Origin of the sequence: Nocardiopsis metallicus (assembly GCF_014201115.1) — a bacterium.
Taxonomy (GTDB): domain Bacteria; phylum Actinomycetota; class Actinomycetes; order Streptosporangiales; family Streptosporangiaceae; genus Nocardiopsis; species Nocardiopsis metallicus.
This window is the reverse complement of record NZ_JACHDO010000001.1, coordinates 3,810,068-3,833,535: the sequence shown is the minus strand read 5'-3', so window position 1 is coordinate 3,833,535 and position 23,468 is coordinate 3,810,068. Positions and strand designations below refer to the sequence as shown.

Genomic DNA, 23,468 nt, shown 5'->3' with positions numbered 1-23,468 from the left:
GCTGGGCCAGCCGCGTGCGCTGGACGGTCGGGGCCGTACTCGAAGCCGTTCTCGGCGTGCAGAAGCCGCCGCCCCCGTTGCGCCCGCGACCGGTGAAGAAGGCGCCTCCCCTGCGAGCGGTCGCGGCGGCACGTACCCCGGTGCCGTCTGCGGAGCCTGAGTGGGTGCGTCGCTATGACCACGCCCGTCGCGATCACGCAGAGTGGGCCCGGCGCCTCTACGAGCCCCCGGTGACGCCGAAGCAGGTGCCGAGGTTCGGCTGGTGCGAGGACGACGACGGTGGGCGTGCGGTGCGCCCGTATCTGGTCGCACACGAACAGCGAGGCCGTACCCGGCAACCTGAACCCCGAGCGCCTCACTGGCCCCGGCAAGAGTCGCCAACTCCGGGTGCCTTCTCGCGGGTGAGCCAAGCGCAAGAGCCGGGAGAGTGGGACGAGCTGGCCGGGCTGGTGCGGCAATGGGAGGCGCTGCGCCAGCCTGTCGCCTGACGAGAGAGCCGATTAGCAGGGCCGTTTTCCTACCGGGAGCGGCCCTGCTTTCGGTTGCTCGTCTGGGTGTTTGTGCAGGTAGAGAGTTCGACACCGAGGTCGGGTGGTTCTCTTCACAGTTTTGGTGACGGAGAGTGCCCGAATTCCTCTTGTGAAGTGACTCTGCGTGTGGCTAGTGTCACCCTTCGAAAGCACGGCGTGGGGTCACGTCGGAGAAGGAAACGGAGGTGTGCCATGCGCAGGGTGGTGTGTGCCGCGCTCGTGGTGGCGCTGGCGGGGTGTGCCGCACCGGAAGCAGAACCCGAACAAGCCGAGGCGAGCGCGCCCCTGGCCGCCCCGTCCGCACCCGGGCCTTCCCCGGAGGAGAAGGCCGTGAATGCCTACCTGGGCATGATGGGCGCCGTGGTCGAGGCTTCGCTGGATGGAGCCGAGGACCACCCGGACCTGGAGCTGTATGCGCGCGGTCAGGCCTTGGAATTGGCCACGGGAATGCTCGATGGGGCCAAGGCCATGGGAGAGCCGGTACTGCGCCCCGAGGTCACTGACACTGACCTTGAAGCCGACCCCGCGAGCATCATGGTCGAGGACTGCATGGACAACACCGAATGGGTCATCGAAGGCTTTGAGGAGATGGATCCGGAGGAGCGCAACACACGACTTTTCCAAGCCACGGTCACCGACCAGCAGGGCAAGTGGAAGGTCGACGAGTTGTGGCTCGGGGAGTTTGACGAGTGCTGAGGACACGCTCAGGGGGCTTGTTTCCAGTCGTCATGGCTCTTGTGCTCGTGGCATCCGGCCCTGCTCACGCCCAGGACGGGCGCTTCGCGCACAGCGTCGAGTGCTCAGGAGGAGGGTGTATCGCAGGCGCGCACAGTACACCGCCGCGGCCTCCCGCTATGGACATTCCTTCGGTGCCAGTTTCGGGGGCAGGTGGGACAGGGGGAGAGCCTGCGTCTTCTTGCGAGCTTCCTGATGTGGAGTTCATCCAATCGGGTCAGGAAGGGCCGGTCCGGGTGCCCTTGGGGCGAGCATGGTGTTCGACTTCGGCTTCCTCGGCTTCGCAAGGCTCGGAGGCCCAGGTCGTGATTGATCCGGCTGTGTTGGCTGAGCAGGCGCGGGCGTCGATGACCCTGCCTGTCCCGGAGATCGGGACGGCCCCGCCGCTCGGCAAGCCGAGGTTCGTGAACATGCCCTCCTGGATGTGGATCGACGCCGATGGGTGGGAGCCGGTCTCGGCGACAGCCTCGGTGGGTGCGGGGTCAGTGACGGTGGTGGCTACCCCTGAGCGGGTGGTGTGGGAGACCGGGGACGGCCACCAGGTGGTGTGTGACAGCGCCGGGACGGTGTATTCACCTGCGGTGTTCCGGGAGGAGGGGTCGCCGGACTGCGGCCACACCTATACCTCTCTCCCGCCCGGTGGTGCGGGGGCGGAGGTGGATCTGGTTGCGGTGTGGGAGTGGTCGGTGGCATGGTCCACCAGCACCGGAGACGGGGGCGAGCTGGAGGGCTTGTCGACGTCCTCGGAGGTGGCGGTGCCGGTGAGTGAGATCCACTCGGTGGTCACCCACACCCGCTGACCAAGCGGCAGACATAGGCATGGAAAGAGAGGGCGGGATGGTCGCGCTCGCGAATCCCAAGCAAACCAACCAGAAAACTAAGAATAAGACGGAGGCTCCTGATGGGGGCCGGGAGTGGGAGTCGGTGCGCCTTGCGGCGACTTCGCGTCGCCGGTGGAAGTGGGCGCTGCTGGCCACCGCGTTGATCGTCGGTGGTGGGGCGGCCGGAGCCTGGGCCGGGTTCGCGGGGGAAGACACGGTGCCGGTGGCGGTGCTCTCTGCTGATTTGCCCGCCGGGCACGTGATCAGCGCTTCGGATGTGGCCTCTGTGGAGGCTGTGCCGAGTGAGGGGCTGCGGTTGTTGGCGCCGGACAGGGTGGAGGGGATGGTGTTGGCCCGCCCGGTCTCGGCGGGTTCGCCTTTGGTGGCGGGTTCGGTGTCGGAGACGGCTGTGTGGCCGGAGCGGGGGTCGGCGCTGGTTGCGTTGCCGGTCGCCGTGCTGCCTCAGGGGTTGGAGGCGGGAACGACGGTGGACCTGATCCCGACCGGGGGCGGAGCCCAGGAGGTGGTGGAGGACGACGAGAACACGGTCCAAGGCAGTTCTGGGGTGGTGACGGCTCTGGTGCACCGTGTGGTCGCGGATGGCGGTGACGGGTTCGGTCCCGGGGATCAGGCGGTGGAGGTGGTGGTGCCGCGCGAGGACGCGGGCCGAGTGGCGGGTGCGGTCGCTGCGGGTGAGGTGCATATCGCGGTGGTCAACCCGCACGAACAGGCCGAGAACCAGGACGGGGAGGGGAGCGAATGACGGTGGTGGCGGTGTGCTCGCTGAGTGGGGCTCCGGGGGTGACGAGTCTGGCCACGGCTATGGCCGCCGCCTGGCCGAGCGGAGTGCTGACGGTGCCGGTGCTGGTGGAGGCTGACGCTTCCGGGGGCGATGTGGCGGCCTGGCACGGTCTTGAGCCGGGCCCGAAGGGGTTGGTGTCGTTGGCCGCTGCGTCACGTTCTCATGCTCCGGTGGAGGTACCGGTGGCCCTGCCTTCGAACGAGGGCGTCGCCGAGAGCGGCCATCACCCGTTGCTGCGTCATGCGCTCGAGCTACCGGGTGGGCTGCGGGTGGTGGCGGCCCCGAGCGACCCGCTCGAGGCGGGCCGTGCGGTGGAGGTCCTGGCCCGCAACCCTCGGCTGCTGAAGGCGGGGAGGGTGAGCGTGGTGGATGTGGGGCGTGCGGTGCCGGGGTCCGCGGGGGCGGCCCTGCTCCGCCACGCTGACACCGCTGTGGTCTTGGTCGAGGCGGGTCAGGTGGAGCAGGCCGAGCGGCTGCGGGTGTGTGCCCCGGTTCTGGCTTCGCTGCGCCAGGACGGGGTCCGGGTCGGCCTGGCCATCACCGGGGCGTGCCCGCACACGGATAGCGAAGTCTCCGATGTCGCGGGTGGGTTGCCGGTGTGGGCTCGTGTCCCGCATGACCCCACGGGGGCTGGGTTGGTGCGGGGTGAGCACCATCCGCCGCAGCGGTTGAGGGATCGGCTGGCGGCGTGGCGTGCTCAGCGCCGTGACCCTGACGGTTTGGAGTGGATGCCGCTCATCAAGGCCGCCAAAGCGCTGGCGGAGTTGTGCGATGACTTCGACGGCCTCGGACTCAGTGCGGGGGAGCGTCGGGTGTTGGAGGTGCAGGCCGCATGAGGACCATGTATCCAGCCCTGCACCTGTCACCGGTCATGGGGGAATCTGGTGGCGAGGACTCGTTGCGCACGGCCGCGGTGGAGCTGGCCGGCCGCGTCACCGAACACCTTGTCACCCACCCCGAAGAGTCAGCGGACACCGATGCGGTGGGCCAGCTCGTCGACACCCTTCTGGAGGAAAGGGCGCGCACGGCCCTGGTACAGGGCACGCAGGGAACGGTAGACGAACCGCGCCTTCGCCGCCTGGTCCTGGACCACGTCCTTGGGCTCGGGCCGGTAGAGGAGTTGCTGGTCGAGCCGGGGGTGCAGAATATCCACATCACCGGCAACGCCCCTGCGGTTGTGGACTTCGGAGGTGGACGAAGGGAGCAACGCTCTTCGGTGGTGGCCACCGACGATGAGCTGGTGGCTTTGGTGCAGCGGGCCGCAGCCCGTGCACCGAGCGGTGAGCGCAGGTTTGATATGTCCGCACCGATTCTGTCCATGGAACTGCCAGGAGGAGAACGCCTCTCGGCGGTGATGCCGGGTGTGGCGGCTCGTCCGACCCTGACCATCCGCCGCCACCCCGCCCAGCACCTGCGACTGAGGGATCTGGCCCGCTCCGGGATGGTCGACCAGACCGCACAGAACCTGCTTCGGGCAGCGGTGCGGGCCCGGTTGAACATCCTGATCAGCGGCGCGACGAACTCGGGGAAGACCACCCTGCTCAGGGCTTTGCTGGGGACCCTGGAGGGCGAGCGGCTCATCACCGTGGAGGATGCCTTCGAGCTGGGTCTGCACCGGGCTGACAGCGACCTGGATGTCCAAGCCCTGCAGGGGCGTCCCGCGAACGTGGAGGGCATCGGTGAGGTCAGCTTGGCGGAGTTGGTGCGGGCGGCGTTGCGGATGTGCCCGGACCGGGTGATCGTCGGGGAGACCCGGGGCCCGGAGACCATCGCTCTTCTCAATGCCATGAGCATGGGCACGGATGGGTCGATGTCCACTATCCACGCCTCGAGTTCGCAGCAGGTGTTCGCGAAGTTGGCCGCCTACTGCGCTCAGAGCCCGGAGCGGTTGACGGCTTCGGCGACGGCGTCGTTGGTGGGGGCGGCTCTGCATCTGGTGGTGCACATCGACACCACCCCGGTGGGGGAGCGGTACGTGGCGAGCGTGCGCGAGGTGGTGGGGGCTGAAAGTGAGCAGGTGATCTCCAACGAGATCTACCACCGCGCGCCGAATACTTCCTCGGGTGAGTTGGTGTGTGCGCCGTCCGGGGTCGTCGCGGACCGTCTGGAACGGGTCGGGTACGCGGGACGGGGGTGGGTGTGATGAGCCCGTGGGACTGGACAGCGGGAGGGTTTGCGGTCGGTGGGGTTCTGCTGGGGGCTGGGATCGCGTGCGCTGCCTACGTGGTGTGATCTTGCTTCGGTTCGGTGGACAGGTGTCCGCTTTCGGATACTTTGTCATTGAACGAGGAGATTGAAGTGCCCAAGACCCGCCCTGCGTACCCGCCGGAGTACCGCGATCAGATCATCGCGCTGGCCCGCTCCGGCCGTAGCCCCGAGGACCTGGCAGCTGAGTTCGAACCCTCGGCCCAGACGATCCGCACCTGGATCAATCAGGCCAAGATCGACTCCGGCCAGGCAGAGGGCACCACCAGCGATGACAAGGCCGAACTGGCCCGCCTTCGCCGAGAGAACGCCCAGCTGCGCGAAGAGCGCGAGATCCTGCGCAAGGCCACGGCTTTCTTCGTCCGGGAGACCAGTCGGTGATGTTCCGGCTGATCGACGAAGAAAAGACACGCCACTCCGTCTCCCTGATGTCCCGGCTGCTCGGCGTATCGCGGCAGGGCTACTACAAACACCACCACCGAATCCAGGACGGCCCCACGGCCAAGGAACGCTCCGACGCTGACCTGTCCGAGCGCATCCAGGGCCACCACGAGCGCTCCCGCGGCACCTACGGCTCCCCCAGGCTCCAGGCCGACCTGGCCGAGCTCGACGGCATCCGCGCTGGACGCAACCGCATCACCCGGCTGATGCGCCGCCAGGGCCTGGTCGGGGTCCACCGCCGCACCGGCCGCAAAAGCCTGACCTCCCAGGACCGGATGGCCACAGCCCCACCGGATCTGGTCGGTCGTGACTTCACCGCCCATGCCCCCAACACCAAGTGGAGCGCGGACATCACCTACGTGCCCACCGACCAGGGGTGGGTGTACCTGGCGGTGGTGATGGACCTGTTCTCGCGCCGCATCGTGGGCTGGGCGATGGCCCCTCACATGCGCGCCGATCTGGTCTGCGACGCGCTGGCCATGGCGGTGACCGCCCGCCGTCCCGGTCCGGGGCTGATCCATCACTCGGACAAGGGATCGCAATACACCAGTCTGGCCTTTGGTCGCCGCTGCGAAGAGGCAGGGATCGCTCCCTCGACGGGGCGGACGGGGTCGTGTTACGACAACGCCGTCACCGAGAGCTTCTTCGCGTCGTTGGAGACCGAGTTGATCGACCGCACCCGTTTCGCCACCAGGGCGGATGCGGAGCGGGAGGTGTTCTCCTATATCGAGGGGTTCTACAACCCCTGGCGGCGGCATTCGGCCAATGGTCAGCTCAGCCCGGCTGAGTATGAACGTCGCCACACCGAAGTTGCTCAAGACAGGCTTGCGGCGCTGTCTCAGGCCGCGTAAAACCCCAGCTCACAGGTGTCTACCGAACTGAAGCAACATCAGTGAGTCTTCTTCCCCAGCGAGCATCCTTGGGCTCGAACCCGCATGGGTGGGCGCGGGTGTTGCGCCAGCGCCACACCTGGGTCCGCTTGGCCGCTGCATCCGGGGCTGGGGCGCTGGTGGGTGTGGTGACGGGGTGGCCGGTGGGGGTGGTGCTCGCTGCGGCGGCAGGGTGGTGGATGCCCGCCCTGCTCGGCCCCGACACCACTTCCCAGAAGCAGGCTGATCTCGCGGAGGCGTTGGCGTCGTGGGCTGAGCAGTTGCGGGACATGATCACCGGTGCTTCGGGGCTTCATCAGGCCATCGCCGCGACGGTGCCGGTCGCCCCTGAGCCGATCCGGGCTCCGGTCCAGGGGTTGGAGGCCCGGTTGCGGGCGGGCCAGCCCATGGACCAGGCCGCGCCGGTGTTCGCACGGGATGTCGATTCGGACCTGGGCGATCTGGTGGCCCTGACCCTGACGATGGGGGCTTCCCGGCAGAGCGGGGATGTGGCCGGTGCCCTCTCGCGTCTGGCTGAGGCGGCTCGGGAGCGGGCGAGTAGCATCGCCCGGGTCTCGGCCTCAAGGGCGCGGGTGCGCTCCTCGGTGCGCATCATCGCCGCCGCCACCACGATCATGCTGGTCGGGATGGTCGCGCTCAACCCGGGTTTTCTTGAACCGTTGGGCACGGTGACCGGCCAGCTGATCCTCGGCCTGGTCGGCGGTGTGTGGGCCCTTTCGTTCTTCTGGCTCGCCCGCCTGGCCGCCCCGGCCGAGCAGCCACGCCCCTTCTCCCCGACACCCGTGAACAGAGCGGCCGTGGCAGGGGTGGGTGGTGGCCGGTGAGCATCATGATGCTGGGCCTGGCCGGGAGCATGCTCGGAGCCGGGGTGTGCGCTGGTGCCTACGCGCTGCGCCGACCCACCCTGACCGAACGACTGACCCCGCGGCCAGAACCCGAACCCCGCACTGTCCCGCGCGGGAGTTGGATCCGGCGGGTGGGACACCGAAGTGGCAGCCTTCTTGCCCACGTCGGGCTTCCGGGGCCAGTCATGGCCAGGACCTTGGCGGCAGCGGGTACTTCGGTGGAGGACTACCGGGCCGAGAAGGCAGCTTCGACCGGCCTCGGTCTCCTGCTCGCCGTTGTGTTGTTCGCGGTGGGCGATGTTCTTCCGCAGGGCCTGCCGGTGGGGCTGCTCGCCCTTCTGGTCCTGGCCGGGTGTGTTCTGGCCCCCGACCTAGCGGCGCGCGGCGCGGCGGTGCGTCAGCGCGGCGAGCTGAGGGCGGCCACCTCGGCGTTGGCTGACTTGGTGGTTATGGGGCTGGCGGCTGGTGCCGGTGCCACCGGGGCGCTGACAACAGCGCTCCAGCACGGGAAAGGCACGGCTCCTGAACGCATTCGGAAGGCGGTGCACTCGGCCACGGTGCGCCACCGGCCCCCGTGGGAAGGCCTCGAAGCTTTGGCGGTGGAGAGCGGGGTGCGTGAACTCTCCGAGCTCGCCGCGTCGCTGCGGTTGGGCGGCGCCTCGGGTGCGCGCACCCGTACCTCACTGACGGCCAAAGCCACGTCGTTGCGGGCTCGCCGGTTGGCTGAGGTCGAGGCCACCGCCCTCGCGGCTACCGAACGCATGGCCTTGCCGACCATGGGGCTGGTCTCAGGCTTTCTCCTGCTCATCGTCTATGTCGCGCTGGTCCACGTGATGGCCGGTTTCTGAGTCTGTAGAAGGAGTCCCAGAGTGAAGAGCACTCTTCGACATGCCTGGAGTCGTGTACGCACACGGCTCACCCCAGCCCGCCGAGTCATCTCGGATGCGGGGTCATCGACCACCGAGTGGGTGTTGACGATCATGGTGGCCATCACCATCGCCACCGTGGTCGGCGGCATCCTCATCTCCGAGTTCACCTCGGCGGCTGAGTCCATCGACCTGGGCGTGAACCGGTGACCCACCCCGCCTATCTCCGCACCCAACCCCGCCGCTGGTGGGGGAGTCGCAGCGATCGGGGCAGCGCCGAAACCTTGTTCATCCTGCCGTTGGTGTTCGGGATGGTGCTGGCCGTGGTGCAGGTGGGGCTGTGGGCCCACGCCCAGCACCGAGCCCAAACGGTTGCCTCTCAGGCCTTGTCGGCAGCGAGGGCGTTCGACGGGACTACGGCTGCTGCCTACGAGCGGGCCGAACAGGCCCACGACCAGCTGGGCGGGAGCGTGCTGCGGGCGGTGCAGGTGGAGGCCGAGCGGGGCCCGGAGCGGGCGCGGGTGCGGGTCAGCGGCCAGGCCCCGAGTCTGCTGCCCGGGGCGCGAGTGCCGGTCTCCTCGCAGGTGTCGGGCCCGGTAGAACACCTGGCCCCATGACCATTCAGAAAACCCGCGAGCAGGGGCGCAGGAAGAGCCGAAGCGATAGGGGCAGCGCATCGGTGGAACTGACCCTTCTGGTGCCAGTGATCGTGCTGGCTTTGGTGTTGATGGTCGTGGCCGGGCGCCAGGTCTCGGCCGCGCTCATCACCCAGGACGCCGCGGCGGCAGCAGCACGGGTCGCCTCGCTGCAACGCGAGGCGGGTGCGGCGCGGACCCAGGCTCGGCAGGCGGCGGAACAGGAACTCACTGACCGGGGACTGGTGTGCGCACCGTTTGCTGTGCGGGTCGACACCAGCCGGTTCGTCCCGGGCGGAGCTGTTGGTGTGGAGGTGCAGTGCACGGTGACGGTGGTGGATCTGGGCGGGCTCGGCGGTCAGCGAACCTTGACCGCAGGCGCTGCTTCTCCGGTGGACCCCTATCGAGGGAGCACCCCGTGAAGGACTTCGCTCCCCGCGCGGTTCACGGGCGCCGTCGCCGCTCCAGGGCAGATGACGGGCAGGCATCGGTGTTCTTGATTCTGCTGATGCCCCTGCTTGGAGTGATGTTCGCGCTGGTGTGGGAGGGCGGGCAGATGCTGGTGGCCAAAGCGGAGCTGATGACCGTGGCGCACTCAGCGGCCAGGGCGGGCACCCACCAGGTGGACCAGACGGCCACGTTGGATGCGGGAACACCGGTGCTGGATGAGGAGCATGCGCGCCGAGCAGCGGTGGAGTACTTGGACTCGGCCGGGGTCAGGGGCGGGGCGGTGGCCGAGGAGGGGCGGGTCGTGGTCGTGGCCCGAGCTGTCTACTCGCCGGTGTTGTTGCCGATCGCAGAGTCCGAGATCGAGGCCCAAGCGAGCGCGACCGCCCATCAGTCCTAACGGCTCTGGCCTGCGTATCTGAACAGAACAGTTCTCGAAGAAGGAAGGCGTAAGAGGTATGCCCAAGAGCGCCTGGTCGGTTGTCGGGGAAGCGCTGCTCTCGGTGGTCATGTTGATCGGTCTGCCGGTGCTGGCGTCCAAGCTCGGGTGGCCGCTGGGGGAAGGCGTCTCGTGGGTGTGGTTGTGGCAGTACCTACGGGGCGGGGCCCTGCCCGCAGAGGTCGTCCTCGCAGTGTTCGTGGCTCTGCTTTGGGTGGTGTGGGCCGCCTATCTGGTCGTTATCGCTCTGGACATCCTCGCCTTGCTGCGCGGACTCGTGCCCCGGGTCGGGTTGGTGCGCTTGGTGTGGGTCCTGGCCACGGGAGGAGCGACCGCAACGAGTACGCACACAGCGGCCGTGGCCGCTCACGCCGAAACCACTGTTGAGGTTCCCGCCCCTTCGGTGTCGGAAGGGCAGGAGCACCTCGCACCCGAACACCAAGGCCAGGACCAAAGCGGGGTGATCGAGAGGACCCGCACCTTGTCCGGGTTCGGCTTCGACTCAGCCGATCTCACCTCTGGCATGCGGGACTCGTTGGAGCCGACCCTGGGCATGATCAACGACTTCCACCTGGCCGACACTTCAGTCGTGGTGACCGGGCACACCGACCCGGTCGGGGATCCCGGCTACAACCAGGGCCTGTCGGAGCGACGAGCTCAGGCGGTCGCGGACTACCTCGCCGAACACCTGAATGAGGAAGTCGAGTTCGAGGTCGCCGGGGCGGGGTCGGCTCAGCCCCCGGCTGATGCGAGGGCATCTTACGCCGAGCACCGGCGCGTGGAGATCGCTTACAGCCTGCAACCCCCAAGTGTCGAGGAGCCGGGGGCCGAAGAGAAGAGCGAAGGCGAGGGCAACGCCGCAGAGGAGCCGTCCGAGTCCTCGCCCGAGCAGGTGCAGCTGGACGTGACCCCCACCAGCTGCGGCCACGGGCCGAGCCCGTTGTTGGTGGGTGCTGTGGCCGGAGCAGCGGGGGTGGGGGTGGGTTATGCGGCTGGGCGCCGCCATGCCCACACACGCAGTCCTCGGCCCACCGTGAAGGCTCCCAAGAGCGGGGCGGGTCCGGCCCAGGGTGAGGACAGCTCTGCCGAGACCGGCGACGGCCTCGCCCCCACCGGGGGTGAGCTGGTGCGTGATGACCTCGGGGGCGCTGAGAACGGCATCATCGACTCCGACGCCTACCTACTGGTCGGCCAGAGCGCTCGGGTCGACGCACGTGAAGGGGTTGCCTTCACCGGGGCCCACTCCGCTGAGGTGTTGGCGGCTGCGGCCATCGGTCATGAGGGACAGGGCCCGGTCGTGGCCACCGGTCCGGTGGCGGAGGCGCTGGGCGGCAGTGACGCGCTCACCTCTGGTGTGCAGGTCGTGGCTGATCTGCCTGGAGTGCGGCTCGCGGTGGAAACGGCTCTGCTGACGAGCCAGCGACAGCACATGGACGACGAACTCGGAGCGGACGAGGTCAGTGAGACCGGCGGTCCTCCCGTCCTGGTGGTGTGCACAGCCGCAGAGGTGCGCGATGCCCGCGATGCCCACCATGCGCTTAGGGGCATCCCTGGGATCGTGGTGGGGGTCCTGGGCGAGCTCGAGGGCCTGGGAGCGGTGGTGCACTGCGATGATCTGGGCCTGGGGAGGGTGATTTCCGTAAGCGGCCAGACCGGTGCGGTTGGTCCGCTGCGGCACCGCGTTCGTCCAGGGGATCAGAACACCCCGGACGAGGAGGAGACCTATGTCCCCGAGGCTGCCGATCCCCACCCCGAACCCGGCCCCGAACCGGAACCCACTCCTGAGCCCGAGCCTGCTCGTGGGGTCTCAGCCCCTGCTGTTCTTGAGAGCGAGCCAGAGGTCGAGCCTGCCCTGGCCGTTGAGGAGAGCAGTAACACCTCGCCCCCGGTACGGGTGCGGCTGTTCGCCCCGCAGGTGGTGTGTGAGGTGAGCGGGCGTGATGCGCTGGCCCGCTCCAGTTCACGGCTGCTGCTGGCGATGCTCGCTCTGAGCCCCCACGGGCTTTCCGAGAGCCAGATCGACGAAGTCCTCGCCTATGGAAAAGACGAGCCCAAGGCCCGCAAGGACCGCTACAACGCCATCACCGGCCTGCGTGCCCCGCTACGAGAAGCACTCAAATCCGAAGACGACATCCTCTTCAAGGAGAACGGAAGGTACGTCCTCCAAGAAGGCCTGTTCGATATCGACGTGTGGCACACGAACGAGCTTCGGCAACGTGTGAACCTTGCCGAGGAAGACCGGGAAGCGCTCCTGCGTGAGTTGGTGAACGTCTGGGAGAAGCCGCTCCTGTCCGATTGTGGTGAGGAGTGGTTTGAATCTCACCGAAAGCACTTCACCGACCAGCTCGTCGAGGTGCTGGCCCTGTTGGCCAAAGAAACCGAGTCAGCGGAATCGCGCGTTTCCTATTTGAAAAAAGCCATGGAACTGGACCGTTTCAACGAATCCATCTACCAGGACACGATGTGCGTCTATGGTGGAATGGGTCGCCCCGACGCGGTCCGGCGTACCTACCGGGCGTTGGAAACAGCCCTCGGCGAGCTGAAAAAGAAACCCAGCCCGGTGAGCAAGCAACTCCTGGACGGGCTCACCCGCCCCGAGGCCCAGCCGCAGGGGTAGGCCAGGGGCGGAAAACAGGGGGCTCCTGTGACTACGCCTGTGACTATGCCTGTGACTACGCTCGTCCCCTTGCCTGTGACTACGCCTGTGACTACGCCAGCGCCCCCAGTGGCCCCATCAGGTCGAAAACCGGCATCATTGCAGGTCAAAGCCACTTTGAGTGTGACCCACGGGTCCAGACTTATACCCAGTGGGTAGTCAACTTCACGTAGGGGGCGGCGGCCCCTCCCTCCCCGGCGGCGGGTCGGCCTACCGGCCGACCCGCCCCCTTTTCTTTTCATCCTCCCTATCCCCTCCCTTCTCTCTCCCTCCCAAAAAGCCAAAAAACAACCCCATAAATAAAACTCATATCATTGACTTGGGCTGTGGTGATCGCCCAGAAGTGCGTCGCTCATGCGTTTCATGATCACCCAAAAACGCGCCAGGCATGCTCGCGGCCGGCCCCCACGCGCGCGTAGGCGCGCACGCGCGATTCCTCCTCTAGGAAACCCGCGCCGAAAAAAGATCCGAGAAAACCGGCGACACGAGTTGACAACCCGCCCCGGGCCAAGTTGCTATGGGGTTGTTCCCGAAACGGCGGCGCCGTTTCGGGGCGGCGGGGAAGCTTTCTCGCGACACGAGTTGACAAACACGTGTCACCCAAGATCATCTTGGGTTCCGCCCCGAAACACGCACCGTTCCGGGGCGGGCGAAAAAAGGTTTCGCGGCGGAGTTGACAAACACTAGTCACCCAAGCGAACCTCGGACCGCCAAACAGAAACGCCCGTACATTTAAAGGGGGTTTGTTAATGCGCACCTTGCGCGCAATCGGGATTATCGGAATGCGGGTTTTCGCCCGGCCGAAGCCGCCCACTCAGGCGATGATCGCCAACCAGGCCCGCGCCCAACGGGCAGCGAAGGTAGCGGTCGACTACGAGGCGGCGATCATCCGGGAGCTGGCCGCGCAGGGCGAGGCACACCACCTGTTCCGCACGCAGGGCTCGAGCGAGGCCGCCCGGCAGGCGGCACACGACCACCGCCGCGCTGAGGAGCAGCGCACCGCCCTCGGAGCCACGCTGTTTCAGTTGCACGCGCACCGGACCGTGCCGGCCACCTGAGCCACCGAAAAACACCAACGCGAAAGGACCGCCATGACCGAGAAAACCCGAGTGCACCTGTGCGGGGCGACCCTGATCTGCCCCGAGTGCGCCGAAGGGGTGCGCAACCTGCCGCCCACCGACATGGCCCCGGGCTACGCCAGGCCCGACTTCAGCCACCACGACGGCAGCACCCTGTGCCCGGTGTTCAGCCACGGTTTCGCTAGCCACCTGAGCGGGCGCATGCCTGCCGCGCCGGTCGCGTTCCTACCGGTCACGGCCGTACCCCGGACCTAGAGCGGGCCGGTGCGCAGGCGCCAACCTGCACACCGGCCCACCACAAAACCACCCGCGCCCACCGGACAGGTGTGGAGCCAGGACGGCTGGGCGCGGGCCCAACACAACAACCCAGAAGGAGTGTGCTGTGAGCACGAGTATGCCCTACGCCCGACCGGTCGATGTCACGCCCGAACACGTTCAGCAGTTGCGCATGAGCGGCCCGGACGGCCTGCTGGTGTGGCAGGAGAGCCTGGGCCAGCCGGCGGTATGGGCACCGACCGCCCACGTAGACGCCCACACCATGATGATCGCCTCGGGCCGCATCCTGGACACCATCCGGCGCAACCACCCCGACCCCGACACGCTCGACGACGGCGACATCGCCTTTGAGCTGAGCATCCTGGGCAACGAAACCACCCCGGACTGGCCCCGGGTGCAGGCCCTGACCCACCTGCTCACCCCGATCCGCAGGCGGGTGTGGGAGGCCCAGGGGATCTGCCTGACCCAGCCCCCCGAGTACGGGAGCAGCGCGGACGGGACCCACTACATCAGCGACACCTACGCCCACCCCGACGGGGACCTGCACGCCCAGGTCTGGGTCGCCTTCGCCTACGAGCAGCCGACCAAAATCCTCCTGGGCTGGCCGCAGGACGAGGCGCGCGGGGGCAGCGAGATCACCCTGGACGTGTGTTTCAGCACCCCGGCCCTGACCAAGGCCGAGCTGATCGCACAGACGGTCATGACCGCCCTGAGCGCGGGCCGCTAACACCGCGCCCCATCTACACGGGCCGCCCCTGCACACAGGGGACAGGGGCGGCCCCCTCCACCCACACACCTTCGCGCCGAGCGCTGTGTTCGGCGCGCGCGGAAAGGACCTGCGCTATGAGCGCTACTGCGTTGCGCGATTACTTCGACGGGGCCCGGATCACCGTGAGCGATCTGGAAGACCTCGACCGCACCGGGCCGGGCGGCATCATCTACGCCTGCACCCGCACCGGCGAGTACGCCCTGACCCACACCCGCTACCAGACCTGGGGCCGCAGCCCCGTGATCATCTACGGACACGGCGACCTGCACCACGACCTCACCCACCACAAGGGGGACTGGCAGAACCTGGCCCGGGACCTGACCGGCCAGGCCCGGGACCAGATCGAGAACTGGACCCGCCACGCGGTGTTGACCCCCCACCTGGTCGGAGCCCTACGCCGAGACATGCGCGCCCACGGCATGGCCCTGAACCACCGGCCCGAGCACGGCCGAACCGAGGACGGCGGGCACTGGATCGAGGACGGGTTCGCCAGCACCCACCACCCCCGGATCACCTTCCAGATGACCTACATCCAGCGCCACCGCGACAGCCTCCTGATCAGCCTGGCCATGTACGACCGGGGCCGCTACGTGACCTGCTGGCCCGAGCGCACCACCGTGACCAGCGGTGTCCCGTTCTGCGTACGCGAGGCCCCCGACCGCATCCGCCGCCACCTGGACCTGCACGACTAACACACCCGCCCGGGGCCGCCCCCAAAGGGGCGGGGCGGCCCCGACCACCCACACCCGTATCCGCGCGCCGTGCGCTGTGTTCGGCGCGCCCACCGAAAGGAACCGACTGTGACCGCACATGCACCGCGCCTGCTCGAGGCTCTGGAGATCTACTTCGAGTACGCCGAGGTCACCTCGCACCTGTTGCGCGCCCTCTACGACCTCGGGCCGCGCGGCATGATCGTCGCCAACTTCCGCTCCCGTGAGTTCGAGACCACCTTCACCCTCGACCACACCGACGAGCTGGTCCTGCCCGTCTACGGCTACGGCGATCTCACCCACGACCTGGGCCACCTCCGTGAGCACTTCGGCACCTGGGACGACCTCGTCTCGGCGGTCGACTCCACCGCCTACGACTGCCTGGCCGAGCGCATCGAGCACCGCGCCGCCACCCCGTACGCGGTGATCCGGATGCGCGAGCGCCTGGAAGAGCTCGGCTTCTCCATGACCACCGCCCCCTCCTACCGCCGCCGCTACCTGTTTCCAGGCCACTACCAGGGCCCCTCGGTACGGGAAGTGCGGGAGACCTACATTGACCGCGCCCACCCGCAGGTGCGCGTGATGCTCAAGCACCCCCTGCCCGAGAAGGGCCAGCGGCCCGGCCCCTCGCTGATCAAGATCACCGACCACGACCGCCACGTGAAGGGCTGGCCCAAGACCGTGCCCCACCAGTTCACCGCCAATGCCCAGGCGTGCCTGATTCGGGACCGGGTCAACGCCCACCTGGCCCGTACCCGCGCCTAACCCCCGCACCACCGGGGCCGCCCCGTCAACACGGGGCGGGGCGGCCCCCTCTACCGCACGCCGAGCGCTGTGTTCGGCGTGCCATGAAAGGAACCCGTCATGCGTGCCAGCAGGTATTCCCGCCAGGGACAGCGGATCACGGCCTCGATGCTCCGCACCCTCTACGACACGGGCCCCGGCGGCCTGATCATCGCCCAGGACACCACGGCCCCCTTCACCCTCACCCACTCCCGTGACCTGGACCTGAAGTGCCCGGACCAGGTCATCATCTACGGCCACGGCGACCTCACCCACGAGCTGGCCTGCGGCGAAAACGTGTGGACGCACCTTGCGGACGAGGCCACCGAGGCGGCCCGCCCCGAACGTGACCTCTTTTACTCCCGCGCCCTAGGAGCGCCCCTCGGGCAACTGCGAGAGCACATGCGCGCCCACGGCATGGACCTGACGCACCGGCCGGTCTTCGACCGGACCGAGGAGGGCGCCTTCCAGGTGGAGGACGTCTACGCCCTCAGGGACGAGGGCGACCTCACCATCGGCGCGAGCTGCGTACGCGGCCCCGGGGACGCACTCCAGGTACAGACACGGCTGTTCGACCAGGGGCGCCCGGTCAACGTGCACCCCGCATGCACCGTAGGCGGCCAGAACGCGGCCAACGTAGCTGAAGAGATGTCGGCGCAGGTCAAAAGCTATTTGACCCGCAACCAGGCCTAGCCCCCGCAACACCGGGCCGCCCCACAACGGGCGGGGCGGCCCCACCACCGCACGCCAACCGCTGTGTTTGGCCTGCCCAAAAGAAAGAGGAGCCACTGTGGCTTTGGAAATCAACGCCGCCTATGTCCAGGCCCGGTTCGGACCGCTGGCCGTGACCCCCAACCAGGTGCGCCAGGTGCACCAGTCCGGCCCCGGGGCGGTGATCACCGCCGACCTGGTCTCAAGCCGCTACCAGGCACACGCCCCCGGCGAGCTCGACCCGCGCCAGAACGCCCGCCTGGTGGTCTTCACCCACCAGGACCTGCAGCACCTGGTGAACAAACAGCACACCCTCGATTGGAAGCGCCTCGCCCAGGACGCCACGACCGCGCTGCGCCAAGACATGCACGACTGGCCCTCCGCCTGGTTCGCCTCGGCCACGGTGGTGGCGTTGCGGGCCGCCCTGGCCACCGAAGGGTTTTGGCCCCACACCCGCACCTACATCACCGACGGGGAAGAAGCCAGGGCCATCCAGACCCTGGTGTTCACCCCCGACCCCCGAGTCCTGATGAGCATCGACCTTCCGGCTCTGCCCCAGGGCCCGGTGATGTGCGAAGCCCGCCTGATGAGCGACCGCTACGCGGAACTGACCTACGCCCAGGGGCCGGTGTGCACCGACACCGCCCCCGACATCGCCCAGGGGCTGGCCGGTGAAGCCCGCGCCGTGCTGAACCACATGTGACCCCACACCACCCGGGGTGCGCCCGACACCGGGCGCACCCCGACCAGGCCCCACACCTCGGGGCCCATCACCCACACCTGAAGGGACCACCCGAATATGACCACGAACACCGTGCCCTCACGCGACCTTCTTCTGACCGCCCTGACCCAGGCCACGAACCCGTTGACCGTGACTGAGCTGGCAGATGAGGCCGGGGTGGGCAAGTCCACCGCCTCCAAGTACCTGCCCGCCCTGGAGAAGGAAGGGCTGGCGGTGCGCACCCCGGGCGGGCGGGAGGGGCGGCGGCGTCTGCCTGACCACTGGCAGGCCACCCCGATCGCCTCGAGCGAACCGACCCTAGAGACCGAGAAGGTCAGCACTGCAGAGGCCCCCTCGGCCCCGGCCGAGGACCTGGAGGAGGCCGTGCCCGAGCCGCCCGCAACCGGGGAAGCGGCCGAAGACCAGCACCCGCACCCACAGGACACCGCCCCGGCCCCGGTCACCGGGGGCGAAACGTCACCGCCCACCTCGGAGCGCAAGCCCTCGCCGGGGCAGGACCACCAAGCCCAGCACCCGGACACCGAACCGGCATCGACCTCCACCTCTGCCGCTCCCACACCTGCACCTCGACGGACCGCACCCGCACCCGAGCCCGGCACCAGCACCACCTCGGGGCGGGAACCGGTGCACACCAGCACGGGCGCGAGTGAGGAGGGGGTCAACCCGGTGAGCGGGTCGCAGCGGCTGGCACCGGGCGAGCTCAAGCTCATGGTCTGGGCCCTGCTCAAGAACTCCCCCGAGGAGGAGTTCACCGCGACCGAGCTCAGCCACCTGCTGCAGGGCCGCTCCATCGGGGCCATCCAGAACAACCTCGCCAAGCTCGCCAAGGAGGGCAAGGCCGAGCTGGCCTGCGAGAAGCCGCGCCGGTACCGGTTCACCGCACCGACCGCCTGACCCCACCCGCCCCCGGGGGTGTGCGCGAACTACCAGCGCACACCCCCACCTTCTACATACCCCAGGGGAGTATTTCCGTGTTTGATCTTCTCTACCCCTACCTGACCGCCCAGACAGGGTGGTCAGGTAGGGGGAACCGGCCCTGCCCCCGGGCTCTGGCAGTGGCGCTGTGTGGGGCGAGCGTCGCTGCGACCCTGTGCGGACTGACCGTGCGCGCCCACCGTTTGCTGCAGACCTACTACGTGCGGGGCGACTGGCCCGGCATGGTCCACCTGACGGAGAAGGGACCGGGGACGGTGTGCGGGGTGTGCGGGCACCACCTGTCCGTGCACGACCGCTTCACCGGCCAGTGCTGCCACGGCACCCCCATGGGCCTGTTGGCGGTGTGTATCGCCCTACCCCTGCCCCGGCCGGTGCGCGCCCTCGCCCAGCGGGCCGGGTGCGGATGCCGCCTGCACCCGTGGCGGCACTGACCTCTCACCCGAAAAGCCGAACCGAGGTCCCCGGCCCCCACTCAGAAATCTGGGTGGGGGCCGGGGACTTTTCTACTCGTTTCGGACCGCTTTGGGGGCGTGGTGTCGAATCCCGGGGGTGGGGCGCGCTTCTTCCTCAGTGAAGGGCAAAACACAAACGAGAAGGGATTCGGCCTTGGGACACACCCCGAACACCACCTCGCACGACGGGGGCCGACCGCCGTTGGCGATCTGGCCCTGCGCACCCGACCACACCTCGCCTCGCGCCTCGTCTCGGACCCACCTCGGGGAGGTGAGTATCCCGGACCGGCTGGCCGCACGGCTGGTGGCCGAGTACACCCGCCCCGGAGACCGGGTCGCGGACCTGACCGGTGTGGGTGAGATTGCCCAGCAGGCTTGGGAGCGGGGCCGCCCCCTGCAGGTGCTGCACCCGAGCCTGGACGCACCGGGCGCCACGGCGGCTTTGGATCTGGAGGTGGCGTGGGCGGAGTTGACCGTGGCCACGGTGACCCCGTCCACCTCGTGCGTGCTCTCGCCCCAGGTAGCCGGGCGTCGGATGCGGGCTCGGGTGGAGTTCGCGGCTCTGATCACTCGGCCCGGGGGGATCGTCGCGGTCGTGACTCCGGTCGGGCATTCCCCGGTCGGTGTGGTGGATCCGGCGCCGGGGGTGGTGCGGGCTGCTGCGTGCGCGGGGTTGGTGTACCTGCAGCACGTGATCGCGTTGACCGTGCCGATCTGCGAGGCCGGGCTGGGGGCCACGATCCCGGTCCGGGGGAGGGACGGGTTCGACCCCGACCACGACCCCCACACCAGTCCGGGGGAGGGGGAGTCTGAGGTGGGGTTGTCGACCTCGGTGGCCGAGGCCGCGGCCACGATCACCTCGCCCGCTCACCTGAACGTGTCGGTGTTCCGCAAGAAGGGGCGCACCACGCCGGCCCAGACGCGCGGGGAGGTGGAAGCGTGAACCAGGACCACAACAGTGCCCACCTCGATCACACCGAGGGGACGGCATACCCCGAAGACCAGGGAAACGACCACCACGAGGGCCCCGGTAGGGCCGGTCTTGGGGCGGGTGCGGGGTTGTCGGTGTGGGCCACGGGCCAGCGCCAAGCCCGCCAGCAGCGCGGGAACCGGTACTCGAGGTTGTCGGTAGAGCACCCGGCCAAGATGCTGCCCGAGATCGCCCGCCACGCCATCACCACCTACACCCAACCAGGGGACGTGGTGGTGGACCCGATGTGCGGGATCGGCACCACCCTGGTCGAGGCCGCCCACCTGGGTCGGAGGGGTGTGGGGATCGAGTTGGAGCCCAAGTGGGCCTCCATCGCCCGGCTCAACCTCGAAACCGCGATCATCCAGGGCGCCACCGGTGAGGGGCAGGTCCACACCGGCGAGGGCGCCGAAACCGCCCTCCGGCTGGGCTGCTCCTCGTTGGCGGGCAAGGTCTCGCTGGTGTTGACCTCACCGCCGTACGGGTCGATGACCCACGGCCAGATCCGTTCTCGCCGTGATGGAGCCCGGGCGGTGGAAAAGCACGCGCACCGTTACTCGCGGGATCGGGACCGTCGGGCGGACAACCTCGCCTACCAACGCCCGGAGAAGCTGGCGGCCTCGTTCGCGCAGATCATGGCGGCCTGCCGCACCTTGCTCGCCCCGGGTGGGGTGGTTGTGGTGACCACCCGCCCCTACCGCAAGAACGGGGAGCTGATCGATTTCCCGGGGCAGGTGGCCGAGGCGGGCCGGCGGGCCGGGATGGTCCAGGTGGACCGGTGCGTGGCGCTGTTGTGCGCACTGCGGGACGGGGAGGTGGTCTCGCGCACCTCGTTCTTCCAACTGTTGGAGACTCGCCGGTTGCGCAAGGCGGAGTGGCCGGTGCACGTGATTCAGCACGAGGACGTGCTGGTCTTTGCCGACCCTGCCCCCTACTACCAGCAGCACACCCACGGTGAAGGGCGGGCGGCATGAGGCGGACCAACTGCGATCACAACACCGACGACGACCAGCGGGGTGGGCAGGTACCGGGGGTGTTCGTGCCCGAGCTGGGGTTCTTCACTGACGCGGCCAGCCCGGACCTGCGGGCGCGGATCATCGCTGATATGCGGGCCCTGGCCGACTTTCTGGAAGAGCACCCGGGGTTGCCGATCAGCCCGCACACGAGCGTGGAGGTGTCCTACTTCCCGCGCACCAACATCGACGAGGCCGCCTTCGAGGAGGTGGCCGAGGCCGCCTCGCGGGTGGGGCGGATCCCGGCGTGGGAGGGCGAGCACTACGTGGTCGAGCACCGCCACGGCGCGGGCCGCTACCGAGTGGTGGCCATCCCCGAACAGGTGCGGTCCCGCTACCGGGCCTGGCTGACCTACACCGGGCACGTGCGCCAGGACTGACACACCCCGGGGCAAGCGGGGTCCTGGGTTCCCCCCAGGGAACCCAGGGCCGGGTCGGGGCGGTGTGGGGCCATCAGCGCCCCCACACCGCCCCGACCGCCCCGGCCCCGCCCAGCGGGCCCGAACCCGGGGTTCGGGCCCTACGTGGGGCCCCTGTGGCCCCGTTCGATGAATGCGACATAACGCCCGTAAGCGGGTGGTGGATCAGCGCGGGAGGGAAAATCCGGTGGTGTTGTTGACGAATCCGCTTGACCACCTCGGCGAGGTCGAGCGTGGATGCGTGGTGCCCCGCACCACGCGGGGTCGCGCACCGTATTCGTGCAGTTCACACAGGGTGGGGAGGTGGTCAGGGTGAGGTCGGATACTCCGGTCCGGTTGGACGAGATCGAACGGTTGCCGGTGGTGTTGGAGCCGGTCGAGGCGGGGCGGATGCTCGGGTTGGGCCGCACCACCACCTACCGGCTCCTGCGCCAAGGAGCGTTCCCGGTCCCCGTGCTACGGGTGGGACGGAGCTGGCGGATCCCCACCGCGGGGGTCCTGGCCCACCTCGGCCTGCCGGTGCCCTCCACCTCCGGTGAGGTGTGTTCACGGTGCGGTGCGCGCAGTAACCACAACAAGGAGGGGGAGTCGTAGATGACTTCTCACCAGGGACGGGTGTTCAAACGCTGCGGATGCCGGGACGAGAACTCCGGGCGGGCGCTCGGGGCGCGCTGTCCGAAGCTGCGCCGTCAGGGCGGGGCGTTCAACCCCCGTCACGGCGACTGGGGCTACCAACTCGAACTGCCTCGCACGAGCGAGGGGAAGCGGCGTCAGGCCCGCCGCGCCGGGCTGGAGAGCCAGGAGCAGGCGTGGGAGGCGCTGGACCACCTCAAAGCCTTGTTGGACCTGGCTCAGGGGGAGGGGGATGTGGAGGTGCAGATCGCGGACCTGATCCAGAACGCCCTGAAGGCCCGCACCTGCTTCCCTTCGGTGGAGGAGGTGCGTAAACGTCTGGGGACGGGGGCTGATGTGCGCAAGGAAGCCCTCACCGTGGGGGCCTATTTGAAGGCGTGGCTTGCGGCGAAGCCGGATCTGGCCGAGGGAACCCGGACCTCCTACGCGGGGCACATTCGCAAATACCTCATCCCGTACCTGGGCCAGGTCCGGCTGGACCGGCTCAAGTCCAGCCAGGTCGAGGCGATGTTCGAGTCGATCGAGGCCAACAACGAGCGGATTCTGGAGGCCCGCGAGTCCGAGGACGCGAAGGTGCGGGCATCGGTACGAGGCCAGCGGGTGGTGAGTCTGTCGACCAAGCACCGGATCCGCGCCACGCTCCGGAGTGCCCTGTCGGATGCGGTGCGCAGCCCCGAGGAGCCAGTGAACGTCAACGTTGCCTCCCACGCACGCCTGCCCTCATGCCCGAGGAAACGCCCGCTGGTGTGGACACCGGGCAGGGTGGAGCGGTGGGAGAAGGACGGCACCATCCCGGGGGAGGTGATGGTGTGGACCCCGGAGCAGACCCGCACCTTCCTGGAACACTCCCGCAAGTACGTGTGGCTGCACCCGCTGTTCCACCTGATCGCCGTCAAAGGGCTGCGCCGGGGTGAAGCGGTCGGTCTGCCCTGGGCCCACACCCGGCTCACGGACGGTGAGGCGGATATCCGCACGCAGGTGGTGCAGTTGTCCTGGACCACGCTCACCTCCACCCCGAAGAGCGAAGCCGGGCAGCGCACCATCACCTTGGACGCGGACACGGTGAAGGTGTTGCGGGCTTGGAAGAAGTTTCAGAACCAGGCCCGGCTCAAGGCGGGGCCGGAGTGGGTGGATTCGGGTTTGGTGTTCACCCGCCAAGACGGGTCCGGGTGGCTGCCCTCGCACGTGAGCGACTGGTTCACCCGCATCGCCCGAGCAGCCGGACTCCCACCGATCACGTTGCATGGGCTCCGGCACGGGGCGGCCTCGATGGCGCTGGCCGCGGGAACGGACGTGAAGGTGGTCTCGGCTGAGCTGGGCCATTCCACCACGCACTTCACTCAGGACACCTACCAGAGCGTGTTCCCGGACGTGGCCAAAGCGGCGGCCGAGGCCACCGCTGCCCTGCTGCGCGGGGCGTCGGCTCCTGCTGGGGCGGGTGGTTTGGTGCCGGTGCGGTAGCCGGTTCAGGGGAGCACACCAGGAGCCGCAGGAAGGGCTCCGCCCCCAGGTGAGGATACGGGTTCACCCGTTCTGGCCTGGGGTTTCCTCGTGTCCGGGGCCTGTGGGCCATCGGATCAAAGGTCCGCTGGTTGAGTGCTCCTCTGCCGGAACCCATTCCTGCGGTGGTGGGCCGTCCGTGCCGATGGTGCTGGAACGCGTA

General features: G+C 68.6%; 27 protein-coding genes. 26 read left to right on the top strand and 1 reads right to left on the bottom strand.

Translation table 11 applies throughout. The features are described 5' to 3' along the window. Positions 1 to 722: 722 nt before the first annotated feature. From HNR07_RS16660 to HNR07_RS16645, 4 genes are all read left to right on the top strand, one after another. Positions 723 to 1,226, top strand: coding sequence for a hypothetical protein (locus HNR07_RS16660; protein ID WP_184365776.1), 504 nt, complete (start codon positions 723 to 725; stop codon positions 1,224 to 1,226). Positions 1,227 to 1,612: 386 nt separating this feature from the next. Continuing rightward, entirely contained in the window at positions 1,613 to 2,065 is a 453-nt protein-coding gene (locus tag HNR07_RS16655) for a hypothetical protein (protein WP_184365775.1), read from the top strand. A gap of 124 nt (positions 2,066 to 2,189) precedes the next feature. Further along, entirely contained in the window at positions 2,190 to 2,849 is a 660-nt protein-coding gene (locus HNR07_RS35610) for an SAF domain-containing protein (RefSeq protein WP_301184258.1), read from the top strand. A gap of 221 nt (positions 2,850 to 3,070) precedes the next feature. Then, on the top strand, positions 3,071 to 3,724 hold the full coding sequence (locus HNR07_RS16645; protein ID WP_184365773.1) for a hypothetical protein: 654 nt from the start codon (positions 3,071 to 3,073) through the stop codon (positions 3,722 to 3,724). 128 nt (positions 3,725 to 3,852) lie between these two features. Here HNR07_RS16645 and HNR07_RS34975 read toward each other — a convergent pair whose 3' ends face one another. Continuing rightward, the gene (locus HNR07_RS34975) at positions 3,853 to 4,041 is read right to left on the bottom strand and encodes a hypothetical protein (RefSeq protein ID WP_246421432.1); all 189 of its coding nucleotides are present in this window, start codon (positions 4,039 to 4,041) and stop codon (positions 3,853 to 3,855) included. Here HNR07_RS34975 and HNR07_RS16640 point away from each other — a divergent pair. The 22 genes from HNR07_RS16640 to HNR07_RS16535 all read left to right on the top strand — a co-directional run bounded on the left by HNR07_RS16640 (position 4,027) and on the right by HNR07_RS16535 (position 23,266). Further along, positions 4,027 to 5,031 carry a CpaF family protein gene (locus tag HNR07_RS16640; protein ID WP_312894066.1) on the top strand — a complete coding sequence of 335 codons (1,005 nt, stop codon included), beginning with the start codon at positions 4,027 to 4,029 and terminating at the stop codon, positions 5,029 to 5,031. The two genes, HNR07_RS34975 and HNR07_RS16640, sit on opposite strands and share 15 nt — an antisense overlap. Before the next feature lie 155 nt (positions 5,032 to 5,186). Then, positions 5,187 to 6,385, top strand: a protein-coding gene (locus HNR07_RS16635; RefSeq protein WP_184371482.1) for an IS3 family transposase whose coding sequence is annotated in 2 segments (ribosomal slippage) — positions 5,187 to 5,430 and positions 5,430 to 6,385 — 1,200 coding nt in all. Because the reading frame shifts where the segments join, the coding sequence is not laid out codon by codon here. Between the two features lie 128 nt (positions 6,386 to 6,513). Next, positions 6,514 to 7,248: a type II secretion system F family protein gene (locus HNR07_RS16630; RefSeq protein WP_246420341.1), complete on the top strand. Its 735-nt coding sequence runs from the start codon at positions 6,514 to 6,516 to the stop codon at positions 7,246 to 7,248. Continuing rightward, complete coding sequence (locus HNR07_RS16625) at positions 7,245 to 8,117, top strand: type II secretion system F family protein (protein WP_376769925.1); 873 nt, start codon at positions 7,245 to 7,247, stop codon at positions 8,115 to 8,117. The genes HNR07_RS16630 and HNR07_RS16625 overlap by 4 nt, the downstream gene beginning before the upstream one ends. A gap of 302 nt (positions 8,118 to 8,419) precedes the next feature. Then, a complete protein-coding gene (locus HNR07_RS16620; protein WP_246420340.1) occupies positions 8,420 to 8,752 on the top strand; it encodes a TadE family protein in 333 nt (110 codons plus the stop codon). Then, positions 8,749 to 9,192, top strand: a complete 444-nt coding sequence (locus HNR07_RS16615; RefSeq protein ID WP_221318845.1) for a TadE/TadG family type IV pilus assembly protein — start codon at positions 8,749 to 8,751, stop codon at positions 9,190 to 9,192. The genes HNR07_RS16620 and HNR07_RS16615 overlap by 4 nt, the downstream gene beginning before the upstream one ends. Further along, positions 9,189 to 9,617 (top strand): TadE/TadG family type IV pilus assembly protein, encoded by a 429-nt coding sequence (locus HNR07_RS16610; RefSeq protein WP_301184257.1) that lies wholly within the window; start codon positions 9,189 to 9,191, stop codon positions 9,615 to 9,617. Before HNR07_RS16615 ends, HNR07_RS16610 begins: the two co-directional genes overlap by 4 nt. A 58-nt stretch (positions 9,618 to 9,675) precedes the next feature. Continuing rightward, on the top strand, positions 9,676 to 12,273 hold the full coding sequence (locus HNR07_RS35605) for an OmpA family protein (protein WP_184365770.1): 2,598 nt from the start codon (positions 9,676 to 9,678) through the stop codon (positions 12,271 to 12,273). Between the two features lie 860 nt (positions 12,274 to 13,133). After that, on the top strand, positions 13,134 to 13,370 hold the full coding sequence (locus HNR07_RS16600; protein WP_184365769.1) for a hypothetical protein: 237 nt from the start codon (positions 13,134 to 13,136) through the stop codon (positions 13,368 to 13,370). A gap of 33 nt (positions 13,371 to 13,403) precedes the next feature. Next, positions 13,404 to 13,646: a hypothetical protein gene (locus HNR07_RS16595; protein ID WP_184365768.1), complete on the top strand. Its 243-nt coding sequence runs from the start codon at positions 13,404 to 13,406 to the stop codon at positions 13,644 to 13,646. A 127-nt stretch (positions 13,647 to 13,773) separates the two neighbouring features. Next, complete coding sequence (locus tag HNR07_RS16590; protein ID WP_184365767.1) at positions 13,774 to 14,394, top strand: hypothetical protein; 621 nt, start codon at positions 13,774 to 13,776, stop codon at positions 14,392 to 14,394. 116 nt (positions 14,395 to 14,510) lie between these two features. Further along, the gene (locus HNR07_RS16585; protein ID WP_184365766.1) at positions 14,511 to 15,128 is read left to right on the top strand and encodes a hypothetical protein; all 618 of its coding nucleotides are present in this window, start codon (positions 14,511 to 14,513) and stop codon (positions 15,126 to 15,128) included. 108 nt (positions 15,129 to 15,236) lie between these two features. Beyond that, positions 15,237 to 15,911, top strand: a complete 675-nt coding sequence (locus HNR07_RS16580; RefSeq protein WP_184365765.1) for a hypothetical protein — start codon at positions 15,237 to 15,239, stop codon at positions 15,909 to 15,911. Positions 15,912 to 16,010: 99 nt separating this feature from the next. Beyond that, positions 16,011 to 16,622, top strand: coding sequence for a hypothetical protein (locus HNR07_RS16575; RefSeq protein ID WP_184365764.1), 612 nt, complete (start codon positions 16,011 to 16,013; stop codon positions 16,620 to 16,622). A gap of 97 nt (positions 16,623 to 16,719) precedes the next feature. Next, positions 16,720 to 17,343, top strand: a complete 624-nt coding sequence (locus HNR07_RS16570) for a hypothetical protein (protein WP_184365763.1) — start codon at positions 16,720 to 16,722, stop codon at positions 17,341 to 17,343. A gap of 96 nt (positions 17,344 to 17,439) precedes the next feature. Beyond that, the gene (locus tag HNR07_RS16565; RefSeq protein ID WP_184365762.1) at positions 17,440 to 18,276 is read left to right on the top strand and encodes an ArsR/SmtB family transcription factor; all 837 of its coding nucleotides are present in this window, start codon (positions 17,440 to 17,442) and stop codon (positions 18,274 to 18,276) included. A gap of 209 nt (positions 18,277 to 18,485) precedes the next feature. Then, entirely contained in the window at positions 18,486 to 18,749 is a 264-nt protein-coding gene (locus HNR07_RS16560) for a hypothetical protein (protein ID WP_246420338.1), read from the top strand. A 175-nt stretch (positions 18,750 to 18,924) separates the two neighbouring features. Beyond that, the gene (locus HNR07_RS16555) at positions 18,925 to 19,713 is read left to right on the top strand and encodes a hypothetical protein (protein WP_184365761.1); all 789 of its coding nucleotides are present in this window, start codon (positions 18,925 to 18,927) and stop codon (positions 19,711 to 19,713) included. After that, the gene (locus tag HNR07_RS16550) at positions 19,710 to 20,714 is read left to right on the top strand and encodes a TRM11 family SAM-dependent methyltransferase (protein WP_254418070.1); all 1,005 of its coding nucleotides are present in this window, start codon (positions 19,710 to 19,712) and stop codon (positions 20,712 to 20,714) included. The genes HNR07_RS16555 and HNR07_RS16550 overlap by 4 nt, the downstream gene beginning before the upstream one ends. After that, positions 20,711 to 21,133, top strand: a complete 423-nt coding sequence (locus HNR07_RS16545) for a hypothetical protein (RefSeq protein WP_184365760.1) — start codon at positions 20,711 to 20,713, stop codon at positions 21,131 to 21,133. Before HNR07_RS16550 ends, HNR07_RS16545 begins: the two co-directional genes overlap by 4 nt. Positions 21,134 to 21,484: 351 nt before the next feature. Next, positions 21,485 to 21,766, top strand: a complete 282-nt coding sequence (locus tag HNR07_RS34960) for a helix-turn-helix domain-containing protein (protein ID WP_254418069.1) — start codon at positions 21,485 to 21,487, stop codon at positions 21,764 to 21,766. Then, a complete protein-coding gene (locus HNR07_RS16535; RefSeq protein ID WP_184365758.1) occupies positions 21,767 to 23,266 on the top strand; it encodes a tyrosine-type recombinase/integrase in 1,500 nt (499 codons plus the stop codon). Positions 23,267 to 23,468 lie beyond the last annotated feature (202 nt).

Bases quoted from the DNA above. Each gene is read 5' to 3' on its own strand.
- HNR07_RS16600 (WP_184365769.1), top strand. From the start codon at position 13,134: ATGATCGCCAACCAGGCCCGCGCCCAACGGGCAGCGAAGGTAGCGGTC.
- HNR07_RS16595 (WP_184365768.1), top strand. From the start codon at position 13,404: ATGACCGAGAAAACCCGAGTGCACCTGTGCGGGGCGACCCTGATCTGC.
- HNR07_RS16535 (WP_184365758.1), top strand. From the start codon at position 21,767: ATGACTTCTCACCAGGGACGGGTGTTCAAACGCTGCGGATGCCGGGAC.
- HNR07_RS16615 (WP_221318845.1), top strand. From the start codon at position 8,749: ATGACCATTCAGAAAACCCGCGAGCAGGGGCGCAGGAAGAGCCGAAGC.
- HNR07_RS16655 (WP_184365775.1), top strand. From the start codon at position 1,613: ATGACCCTGCCTGTCCCGGAGATCGGGACGGCCCCGCCGCTCGGCAAG.
- HNR07_RS16565 (WP_184365762.1), top strand. From the start codon at position 17,440: ATGACCACGAACACCGTGCCCTCACGCGACCTTCTTCTGACCGCCCTG.
- HNR07_RS16585 (WP_184365766.1), top strand. From the start codon at position 14,511: ATGAGCGCTACTGCGTTGCGCGATTACTTCGACGGGGCCCGGATCACC.
- HNR07_RS35605 (WP_184365770.1), top strand. From the start codon at position 9,676: ATGCCCAAGAGCGCCTGGTCGGTTGTCGGGGAAGCGCTGCTCTCGGTG.
- HNR07_RS16660 (WP_184365776.1), top strand. From the start codon at position 723: ATGCGCAGGGTGGTGTGTGCCGCGCTCGTGGTGGCGCTGGCGGGGTGT.
- HNR07_RS16545 (WP_184365760.1), top strand. From the start codon at position 20,711: ATGAGGCGGACCAACTGCGATCACAACACCGACGACGACCAGCGGGGT.
- HNR07_RS16575 (WP_184365764.1), top strand. From the start codon at position 16,011: ATGCGTGCCAGCAGGTATTCCCGCCAGGGACAGCGGATCACGGCCTCG.